Source organism: Streptomyces sp. NPDC058291 (assembly GCF_042880855.1).
Taxonomy (GTDB): Bacteria; Actinomycetota; Actinomycetes; order Streptomycetales; family Streptomycetaceae; genus Streptomyces.
Map to the genome: position 1 here is coordinate 53,936 of NZ_JBHVYK010000042.1, position 9,124 is coordinate 63,059.

Sequence of the window (9,124 nt, forward strand, 5' to 3'; positions counted from 1 at the left end):
AGTGCAGCGCGCCGGAGGTGGTTACGCAACGTGCGCGCGATCACACTGACGGCCCGATGACGGCACGGAGTGCCACTCAGTACATTCGAAGTAAACCCTCGTTCACTCCTCGGCCTGTGCAGGGCCGGTAAGGGGAATCGCAGCTCATGACTGGATCGACTGGCTCCAACGGCACGACCTCGGTGATCGTCGCGGGCGCGCGCACGCCCATGGGACGACTGCTGGGCTCCCTCAAGTCCTTCTCCGGCGCCGACCTCGGCGGCTTCGCGATCAAGGCGGCCCTCGACCGCGCGGGGATCGGCGGCGACCAGGTGCAGTACGTGATCATGGGCCAGGTGCTGCAGGCCGGCGCGGGCCAGATCCCGGCCCGGCAGGCCGCCGTCAAGGCCGGCATCCCGATGAACGTCCCGGCGCTCACCGTCAACAAGGTGTGTCTGTCGGGCCTCGACGCGATCGCGCTCGCGGACCAGCTGATCCGCGCGGGCGAGTTCGACATCGTGGTGGCGGGCGGCCAGGAGTCCATGACCAACGCCCCGCACCTGCTGCCCAAGTCCCGCGAGGGCTTCAAGTACGGCGCCATCGAGATGCTCGACGCGATGGCGCACGACGGGCTGACCGACGCCTTCGAGAACATCGCGATGGGCGAGTCCACGGAGAAGCACAACGCCCGGCTCGGGATCGCGCGTCCCGAGCAGGACGAGATCGCCGCGCTGAGCCATCAGAGGGCCGCCGCGGCGCAGAAGAACGGTGTCTTCGAGGCCGAGATCACCCCGGTCGAGATCCCGCAGCGCAAGGGCGAGCCGGTCGTCTTCAGCAAGGACGAGGGCATCCGCGCCGACACCACGGCGGAGTCGCTGGGCAAGCTGCGTCCGGCGTTCACCCGCGACGGCACGATCACCGCGGGCTCCGCCTCGCAGATCTCCGACGGCGCGGCGGCCGTGGTCGTCATGAGCAAGGCCAAGGCGCAGGAACTCGGCCTGGAGTGGATCGCGGAGATCGGCGCCCACGGCAACGTGGCCGGGCCGGACAACTCGCTGCAGTCCCAGCCCTCCAACGCCATCCTGCACGCGCTGAAGAAGGAGGGCCTGGAGGTCGCCGACCTCGACCTCATCGAGATCAACGAGGCCTTCGCCGCCGTCGCGGTCCAGTCAATGAAGGACCTCGGCGTGTCCACGGAAAAGGTGAACGTCAACGGCGGCGCCATCGCCCTGGGCCACCCGATCGGCATGTCCGGCGCCCGTCTCGTCCTGCACCTGGCGCTGGAGCTCAAGCGCCGGGGCGGCGGCGTCGGCGCGGCCGCGCTGTGCGGCGGCGGCGGTCAGGGGGACGCGCTCATCGTGCGGGTGGCCAAGGCCTGAGCCGTCGTCGAGCCGGACGGCCATGGTCGGACCGGACGGCCATGGTCGGACCGGACGACCGGATCCGGCCGGAGCTGAACGAATCCGGCCGGAGACGGGCGGAGCTGAACGGAGCTGAACGGAGCTGTGATGCAGGACGTCTCCTCGCTGGCCGCCCAGGCCAGGGAAGGCCGCCCCCGGGCCGTGGCCCGGCTGATCTCCCTGGTCGAGGGGGCGTCCCCGCAGCTCAGGGAGGTCATGGCGACGCTGGCCCCGCTCACCGGGAACGCCTACGTGGTGGGTCTGACCGGTTCGCCGGGCGTGGGCAAGTCCACCACGACCTCCGCGCTGGTCACCGCCTACCGCAAGCAGGGCAGGCGGGTCGGCGTGCTGGCCGTCGACCCGTCCTCGCCGTTCTCCGGCGGCGCGCTGCTCGGCGACCGCGTCCGGATGTCCGAGCACGCCTCGGACCCGGGCGTCTACATCCGCTCCATGGCCACCCGCGGCCACCTGGGCGGCCTCGCCTGGGCGGCCCCGCAGGCGATCCGTGTGCTGGACGCGGCGGGGTGCGACGTGATCCTGGTCGAGACGGTCGGCGTCGGCCAGTCGGAGGTCGAGATCGCCTCCCAGGCGGACACCAGCGTCGTGCTGCTCGCCCCCGGCATGGGCGACGGCATCCAGGCCGCCAAGGCCGGGATCCTGGAGATCGGCGACGTCTACGTCGTCAACAAGGCCGACCGGGACGGCGCGGACGCCACCGCGCGCGAGCTGAACCACATGCTCGGGCTCGGCGAGGCCCGCGCCCCCGGCGACTGGCGGCCGCCCATCGTGAAGACGGTCGCCTCCCGAGCCGAGGGCGTCGACGAGGTCGTCCAGGCGCTGGAGAAGCACCGCGCCTGGATGGAGGAGCGCGGCGTCCTCGCCGAACGGCGCCGCTCCCGGGCGGCCCGCGAGGTCGAGACCATCGCCGTCACCGCCCTGCGGGAGCGCATCGGCGACCTGCACGGCGACCGCCGGCTGAGCGCCCTCGCCGAACGCATCGTCAGCGGGTCCCTGGACCCTTACCGCGCGGCGGACGAACTGGTGGCGGGCCTCACGGAGGGGTGAGCGCAGCGCGGTCCCGGCGCAGGACGCCAGGCGTCGCCGGGGCGCCGCAGGGGAGGTCCCGGGCCCGCGCAAGGGGTCGCTATCGCGTCCGCCCCCGAGCCGCTCGTCCCGGCGGGCGCGGGCGAGGACCTCGTGCGGGCCGGAGTCCGTGGCGGTGGCCGGATCACGGCAGCGCCTGGGGGCGGACGTCGGCCAACCTGCCCGACCACGCCGCAGCGGCGCCCTCGTGCGGCCGGCGGAGTGACGCCGGAAGGCGGAGCCCTGTTCGGGTTCCGCCTTCCGATCGCCGGCCCTGACCGCCCGGCCGTGTCCCCTGTTCGGCCGCACCACCCGGCCGCACCACCCGGCCGCTCGGCCCGACCGCACCACCCGACCGCTTGGCCGGGCCGCCGTCGGCCAGGGGGCTGTCTAGGGACGTCCCCGGTGCCCGCGGAGGTGTTCCGCGACGGGCTTCAGGGCCTTGGAGAGTTCCGCCAGGGCCTCGGGGGAGAGCAGGTCGATGAAGTGCCGCCGCACCGAGTCCACGTGGTGCGGCGAGACCTTCTGCATCGTCTCCATGCCGTGCTCCGTCAGGACCGCGTACAGGCCACGGCGGTCCGACTCGCAGTTCTCACGGCGCACCAGATCGGCGCTCTCCATGCGGGTGATCTGGTGCGAGAGGCGGCTCTTGGACTGGAGGGTGGCGGACGCGAGATCGCTCATCCGCATCCGCAAGCCCTCCGACTCGGAGAGGTTCACGAGGATCTCGTAGTCGTTCATGGTCAGGCCGAACGGCTGCAGATCCTTTTCGAGCTGGTACGTCAACAGCCTGTTGACCTCCAGATGGGTGCGCCAGGCGCACTGCTCCGCGTCGGTCAGCCACCGAGTGGCCGTTTCGGTCTCCATAAATGAAGTCTACCTAAAATGTTGAAAGGTGAACTAGTGAGGGCGGTGTGACGGTGCGCACGCGTTCGATGTCACACTCCGCAGACTACCGCTCACAGCCCGAAGCGACGCTGGAGGTCCCCCAGCTGTCCGGGAAGGCGCGGTGCGCCGGCTTGCGCTCCGGGCCCGCCGTGCCCACCCGAGCCGGGCACTCCCGGCTCGTGCGGAACCGCCCCGGTCGCCTGCTCCGCCATCAGGATCTCGGTCGACTGCAGCAGGACCGTCCCCGCGCCCACGAACTCGAACTGGTGCTCCTCGCCGGAGGCCCCGCCCAGGCCCGTCAGTGCACGTAGGCCGCCCATCACGCCCGTCATGTACCCGTGGTCGTAGTGATGGCACGGGGAGGGGCAGTCGGCCCACCCGACGAGCGCCTGGGGGTCCACCCGGAGGGGAGGTTCCATGAACACCACCGGACCGTTGGACGCGGCCACGAACTTTCCGGTTCCGATCAGCGTCAGGAATCCCGGCACGATCGACTGCTTGAGCGACAGACTTGGCTGAAAAGCGAGCAGATTGCCCGAGCGAATGGTCAGATTGCCGTCGTCGAGGTCGTACGAGTTCACGTCGAAGGCCCGGTCGGCGAGGAGCATCTTCCCCGAGCCCTCCGCCACGACCCAGTCGCTCGCGTGCAGTGGCGAATGGAAGGAAGTGCGCACCAGACGGTCCAGCCGGCCGTGTCCGACGCCGTTGAAGTCGATCGACCCGTAGTAGGCGATCATCTTCCCCTTCTGCAGGAACCACTGGCTCCCCTTGAGCTCCACGCAGAAGGTGTAGCTGTTCACGTTGTCGTCGACCGGCAGGGTCATGGGGTCGTAGACCGTCGGGCCGCCGCCCGGAGCCCCGTACATGCTCACAGCTTCTCCTCCGACGCCTGGACGAACACCGCACCGCTGCCGCTGAGCTCCAGCTGGAACGCCTCGCCGGAGCCGCGGCCCACCATGTCCCGCCAGCCGAGCGCGGTCGACAGCTTGTTGCGGACGTCGCCGTGGTGGGCGACGTAGGCCTGGGGGTCGACGTGGACCGGGCGCTGCGGGGTGATCGGGACCTCGAAGACCCCGCCGTGGGCCATCACGGCGACGGCCCCCTGCCCCTTCAGCGTGGTGGTGAACAGCCCCTGCCCGCTGACCTGGCCGCGGACCATGCCCATGACCCCGCCCTGCGAGCCCAGGAACATCGTGCCCTGCTGGAGCGTCCCCTCGAAGGCGAGCAGCCGGTCCGCCTCGACGTACAGCGTGTCGCCGGTGAGCCGGATGACCTGGACGTGGTGGCCGCCGTGCCCGAAGAGGACCGTCCCGCTGCCCTCGACGGTCATCAGCGGGGTGTCCTCGTTGGCGAGCCGCCGCCCGATCATGGACATCACCCCGCCCTGGCCGCCCTGGACGTTGGGCGTGAAGGACACCTCGCCGCGGTACGCGAGCATCGCGCCGCGCTGGCTGAAGAGGCGCTGACCGGGGACGACCGTCGCCTCGACGATCTTGGAGTTGATCTCGCGGAAGGTCATGTCACACATCTCCCGCGATCGTGTTGCGCTCGCTCGGCTGGACGTACACCAGGCCGTTCCCCTCGAACCGGATCTGGAAGGCCTCGCCGCCGCCCTCGCCCATGAAGGTGCGGAACGTCACACCCGACTGGAAGGACTGCCGGACGTCGCCCTGGTGCGCGATGTACGCCCCGGGGTCGACGGTCAGCGGGTACTGCGAGCTGACGCGCAGCACCACCGCCGGCCCGTCCGAGGTGATCGCGGCCTGGCCGTGCCCCTCGACGGTCGTCGTGAACAGTCCGTTGCCCTGGGTCGCGCCGCGCAATCCGGTGAAACTCGTGCCCGTCCGCAGGCCGGCGTCGGTCGCGAGCAGGTTGCTCGACTCGACGTACAGCTTGTCGCCCTGGAGCTGGACGAGGTTGATCTCGGAAGCGCGGTCGGCGAACCAGCACGTCCCCTGCCCCCTCACCTCCATCACGGTCATCTGCTCGCCGGTGAGCCGCCGGGTCACCATGCCCCGGATGCCCTCACCGCCGCCGCTGAGCTTCTTGAAGGCCATCTGCCCGTCGTACGCGACCATCGAGCCGTTCTTCGCCTTCACGGCGTCCCCGGTCATGTCGACGGCGAGCACCTTGCTGCCTTGGAGTCGAAACATCGCCACGCTGCGAAAGGTATCCGCCACCCGGGTGCGCACAACAGCACCCAGGGGTGGACAGCGACCCTGATCGCACCCTTAGGGGGACTGTTTGCCACAATGGACGAACGCTTGTGCGTGCATTCACAAACGGCCCTGCCCGACGCCCCGCCTCGTACCTCCCCGAAGGTGACCCGTGGACCTGAAGACCGCCTCCGCCATCCGCCGACTGCGCCTGATCTCCGTGCCGGAAGGCATCTCCTGGATCATTCTCGCGGTCTGCACGATCATCAAGTACACGATCACGTCCAGCGTGGACGTGGCCCGGATCCTCGGCCCGATCCACGGCGTGCTGTTCATCCTGTACGTGCTCTTCTGGCTGGACGCCTGGAACCGCGCCAAGTGGGACAAGAAGACGGCCGCGCGCTACTTCGCGTACTCGGTCGTCCCCGGCGGCGGTCTCGTCGCCGAGCGCAGGCTGCGCCGGGAGGCGGAGGACGCGGTCATCGTCGCCCGCGCCCGCAAGGAAGGCGTGGTGAACGCGTGATCGTCGCCTTCTCGGTCACCCCGCTGGGCGTCGGCGAGGACGTCGGCGCTTACGTCGCCGAAGCCGTCCGCGTCGTCCGCGAGTCGGGCCTCCCGAACCGCACCGACGCCATGTTCACCTCCGTCGAGGGCGAGTGGGACGAGGTGATGGACGTCGTCAGGCGTGCCGTGGCCGCCGTCGAGGAACGCGCCCCCCGGGTCTCCCTGGTCCTGAAGGCGGACATCCGCCCCGGCGTGACCGACGGCCTGACCTCCAAGGTGACGACCGTGGAACGGCACCTGGCGCCGTAGCCGCCCCGGACAGCCCGTCCGGCCGGTCACCCGAACGGATGCGGAGAGGCGGGATTGCCGCCCGCGCCGCGTGGCTAGTGTCTCCCTGGTCGATCATGTTCCGCGCGGCGGCGCGGCGCCTGAAGGGGAGTGTGCGGTGGCAGGGCGGCGCGGGCCGGGGTCTTTCGGCAGGGCGATCACGGCGTTCGCGCTGACGGCATCGCTGTCGGCGGTCTGCGTGGGGGAGGCGCCCCGCACGCCCCCCTGCGCCCTGGCCCGCGGCGAGCTGACCGTCGCGGACCTGCCCGCGGGCTCGTCCGTACGGGACTGCCTCGCCGTCGGCCGCGTGGTCACCCACGACGGCGCGGGCCTGGCGGTCCCCGAACCCGGCACCACGGTCAGCGTCGACGCGCTCACCGCGGACGGTTCGGCGCACGGCTTCACCCTGGCGGTCGCCGCCGACGGCACGGTCTCCTACGCCTACGAGGCGGAGCACGCGGCCGCCCGCCCGCGCCGCCGGGCCGACGCCCCCGCGCCCTGCGCCGACGTCGCGTACTCCACCGCCGGGCGCAAGGAGTACGGCACGTACGAGTGGTTCCTCGGCGACGGCCCCCTGCCCGCCCACCTCTCCCGCGGTGAGGCCCGGCGCGCCATCGCGGCCGGCCTCGCCGCCATCACCGCCGTCCGAAACGACTGCGGCTACGAGGACACCGTCGACGCCAGGGTCAGGTACCTGTCGACCACCGCCAAGGAGGCGGGCATCGACCACGAGGCCCGCTGCGTGCGCCGGGACGGTCTGAGCGTGTGGGACGCGGGCGACATCGGTCCCGAAGCCGTCGCCACGACCTGCTCGTGGAGCCGGCCGGCGTCCCACGGCCCCGACGAGCTGCTGGAGGCCGACGTCCGCTTCAACACCCACGACTACGCGTTCACCGACGACCCGTCCGGCGCGTGCACGGACGCCTACGACCTGCGCAGCGTCGCCACGCACGAGGCCGGACACGTCTTCGGCCTGGGGCACTCCGGCGCCGGGCACGAGAACCTCACCATGTACGCGAGCTCGTTCGCCTGCTCCACCGCCGCCCGCACCCTCGGCAAGGGCGACGTCCTCGGCCTGCGCAGCCTCTACTGACGGAGGTGCCCTCCGGCGACGCTTCCGCCGAGACCTTCGCCGACCGGCGCCGGATCCGCCGGCCTCGGCCTGCTGATGTGCGCGCTGCCGGTCGGCACGGTCGCCGGCGAGCTGTTCGCGGGGGCCCGGCTGCGTCCCGTCAGCCGCGAGCGCGTCGCCCTGCCGCTCGTCCGTGTGACCCTGCTGCCCTACCTCGGCTACGCCTTCCACCCCGGTCTCGCCGTCTCGCTGCTCCTGCTGGTGGTCTCGGGCGCCGGCTCGGCGTACACCCTGGGTCTCGACCAGTGGATCGTCCGGGACGTGCCCGACGAGCTGCGCGGCCGGGCCATGACACTGCTCACCGCCGGTCTCATGACGTTCCAGGGCGTGGGCATGGCGCTGGCGGGGGTGGCCGCGGAGCTCGTGGGCGTGGCGGCCGCGGTCAGCGGGGCGGGCGCGGTCGGGGCGGTGTGCTGCGTGCTGTCGGCCCGGGCGGTCCGGCGGACCGAAGGGCGAGACGGGGCTGACCGCGATGTGACCGGCCGGTAAGGTCTGGAGGCGTGCCGAAACCGCTCAGTCTCCCCTTCGACCCCATCGCCCGCGCCGATGAGCTCTGGAAGCAGCGCTGGGGGAACGTGCCGTCCATGTCCGCGATCACCTCGATCATGCGCGCGCACCAGATTTTGCTCGCCGAGGTGGACGCCGTGGTCAAGCCGTACGGCCTGACGTTCGCACGGTACGAGGCGCTGGTGCTGCTCACCTTCTCCAAGGAGGGCGAGCTGACCATGTCGAAGATCGGCGAGCGGCTCCAAGTACACCCCACCTCGGTGACGAACACCGTCGACCGGCTGGTGCGCTCGGGCCTGGTCGACAAGCGCCCCAACCCCCATGACGGACGCGGCACCCTCGCCGTCATCACGGACAAGGGGCGTGAGGTCGTGGAGGCGGCCACCCGCGACCTGATGGCGATGGACTTCGGGCTCGGGGTGTACGACGCGGAGGAGTGCGGGGAGATCTTCGCGATGCTGCGGCCGCTGCGGGTGGCGGCGCACGACTTCGAGGACTGACCGCCGCGCGACGGGCCCACCCGGGCAAGATCGCCCCAAAACCGGTGGTTACGCTCGTCCTCATGAAAAAGAGCGTGCTGACCCGCTACCGCGTTCTGGCCTACGTCACCGGTGTCCTGCTGGTGCTGCTGTGCCTGAGCATGATCGCCAAGTACGGCCTGGACGTGGACGGCGCCGCGGACTTCACCCGCGTCGTCGCCATCGCGCACGGCTGGCTCTACGTCGTCTACCTGATCTTCGCCTTCGACCTGGGCTCCAAGGCGAAGTGGCCGGTCGGCAAGCAGCTCTGGGTGCTGCTGGCCGGGACGATCCCGACGGCCGCCTTCTTCGTCGAGCGGAAGATCAGTCACGAGCTCGCCGGCCGGACCGTGGACGCGGCTCCGGCGCCCGTCAAGGCGTGACCCCGTAACCCCCGCCGCCGTACGCACCTGCGCGTACGGCGGTTCGGCGTGCCCGGGTACGGAGACGTCCCGGCGCGTCCGGCGGGAGGTCGCGGCCGCCGGGAGGTCGCGGCCGCCGAAAGAGTGCGTCCGCCGGAAGAGTCGTCCGACGGAGGGGCGCGTCCGACGAAGGGGCGAGTCCGGCGTCCGCGCCGCGGCCCGTCCCCGGCCGTCGTCCGCCGTCCTGGGGCGTCCTGAGCCGTCGTCC

At 71.4% G+C, this 9,124-nt stretch carries 11 protein-coding genes and 1 pseudogene; 8 read left to right on the forward strand and 4 right to left on the reverse strand.

Going from position 1 to position 9,124, the window contains the following annotated elements; all coding sequences use genetic code 11:
• Window positions 1-146: 146 nt before the first annotated feature.
• Both ACFVYK_RS21670 and meaB read left to right on the forward strand, forming a co-directional pair.
• The gene (locus ACFVYK_RS21670) at window positions 147-1,358 is read left to right on the forward strand and encodes an acetyl-CoA C-acetyltransferase (RefSeq protein ID WP_389776343.1); all 1,212 of its coding nucleotides are present in this window, start codon (window positions 147-149) and stop codon (window positions 1,356-1,358) included.
• Between the two features lie 129 nt (window positions 1,359-1,487).
• Window positions 1,488-2,444 carry a methylmalonyl Co-A mutase-associated GTPase MeaB gene (meaB, locus tag ACFVYK_RS21675; protein WP_389776346.1) on the forward strand — a complete coding sequence of 319 codons (957 nt, stop codon included), beginning with the start codon at window positions 1,488-1,490 and terminating at the stop codon, window positions 2,442-2,444.
• Between the two features lie 408 nt (window positions 2,445-2,852).
• Here meaB and ACFVYK_RS21680 read toward each other — a convergent pair whose 3' ends face one another.
• The 4 genes from ACFVYK_RS21680 to ACFVYK_RS21695 form a co-directional block, all read right to left on the reverse strand.
• Complete coding sequence (locus ACFVYK_RS21680; protein WP_389776348.1) at window positions 2,853-3,329, reverse strand: MarR family winged helix-turn-helix transcriptional regulator; 477 nt, start codon at window positions 3,327-3,329, stop codon at window positions 2,853-2,855.
• Between the two features lie 92 nt (window positions 3,330-3,421).
• Complete coding sequence (locus ACFVYK_RS21685; protein ID WP_389776371.1) at window positions 3,422-4,216, reverse strand: AIM24 family protein; 795 nt, start codon at window positions 4,214-4,216, stop codon at window positions 3,422-3,424.
• Window positions 4,217-4,218: 2 nt separating this feature from the next.
• On the reverse strand, window positions 4,219-4,869 hold the full coding sequence (locus ACFVYK_RS21690; protein WP_389776374.1) for an AIM24 family protein: 651 nt from the start codon (window positions 4,867-4,869) through the stop codon (window positions 4,219-4,221).
• Window position 4,870: 1 nt separating this feature from the next.
• Window positions 4,871-5,503 (reverse strand): AIM24 family protein, encoded by a 633-nt coding sequence (locus ACFVYK_RS21695; RefSeq protein ID WP_389776377.1) that lies wholly within the window; start codon window positions 5,501-5,503, stop codon window positions 4,871-4,873.
• A 175-nt stretch (window positions 5,504-5,678) separates the two neighbouring features.
• On the opposite strand from ACFVYK_RS21695, the gene ACFVYK_RS21700 reads away from it, so the two are divergent.
• From ACFVYK_RS21700 to ACFVYK_RS21725, 6 genes and pseudogenes are all read left to right on the forward strand, one after another.
• Window positions 5,679-6,029, forward strand: a complete 351-nt coding sequence (locus ACFVYK_RS21700) for a DUF3817 domain-containing protein (RefSeq protein ID WP_389776350.1) — start codon at window positions 5,679-5,681, stop codon at window positions 6,027-6,029.
• Window positions 6,026-6,319, forward strand: coding sequence for an MTH1187 family thiamine-binding protein (locus ACFVYK_RS21705; RefSeq protein WP_389776353.1), 294 nt, complete (start codon window positions 6,026-6,028; stop codon window positions 6,317-6,319). Before ACFVYK_RS21700 ends, ACFVYK_RS21705 begins: the two co-directional genes overlap by 4 nt.
• A 136-nt stretch (window positions 6,320-6,455) precedes the next feature.
• Window positions 6,456-7,430, forward strand: a complete 975-nt coding sequence (locus ACFVYK_RS21710) for a matrixin family metalloprotease (protein WP_389776356.1) — start codon at window positions 6,456-6,458, stop codon at window positions 7,428-7,430.
• Between the two features lie 45 nt (window positions 7,431-7,475).
• Window positions 7,476-7,958 (forward strand): annotated as a pseudogene (locus tag ACFVYK_RS21715) (MFS transporter); the annotation flags it as partial.
• 11 nt (window positions 7,959-7,969) lie between these two features.
• Complete coding sequence (locus ACFVYK_RS21720) at window positions 7,970-8,476, forward strand: MarR family transcriptional regulator (RefSeq protein WP_256917255.1); 507 nt, start codon at window positions 7,970-7,972, stop codon at window positions 8,474-8,476.
• Between the two features lie 62 nt (window positions 8,477-8,538).
• A complete protein-coding gene (locus ACFVYK_RS21725; RefSeq protein ID WP_389776359.1) occupies window positions 8,539-8,877 on the forward strand; it encodes a DUF3817 domain-containing protein in 339 nt (112 codons plus the stop codon).
• Window positions 8,878-9,124: the final 247 nt, after the last annotated feature.

Bases quoted from the DNA above. Each gene is read 5' to 3' on its own strand.
- ACFVYK_RS21670 (WP_389776343.1), top strand. From the start codon at position 147: ATGACTGGATCGACTGGCTCCAACGGCACGACCTCGGTGATCGTCGCG.
- meaB (WP_389776346.1), top strand. From the start codon at position 1,488: ATGCAGGACGTCTCCTCGCTGGCCGCCCAGGCCAGGGAAGGCCGCCCC.
- ACFVYK_RS21680 (WP_389776348.1), bottom strand. From the start codon at position 3,329: ATGGAGACCGAAACGGCCACTCGGTGGCTGACCGACGCGGAGCAGTGC.
- ACFVYK_RS21685 (WP_389776371.1), bottom strand. From the start codon at position 4,216: ATGTACGGGGCTCCGGGCGGCGGCCCGACGGTCTACGACCCCATGACC.
- ACFVYK_RS21690 (WP_389776374.1), bottom strand. From the start codon at position 4,869: ATGACCTTCCGCGAGATCAACTCCAAGATCGTCGAGGCGACGGTCGTC.
- ACFVYK_RS21695 (WP_389776377.1), bottom strand. From the start codon at position 5,503: ATGTTTCGACTCCAAGGCAGCAAGGTGCTCGCCGTCGACATGACCGGG.
- ACFVYK_RS21725 (WP_389776359.1), top strand. From the start codon at position 8,539: ATGAAAAAGAGCGTGCTGACCCGCTACCGCGTTCTGGCCTACGTCACC.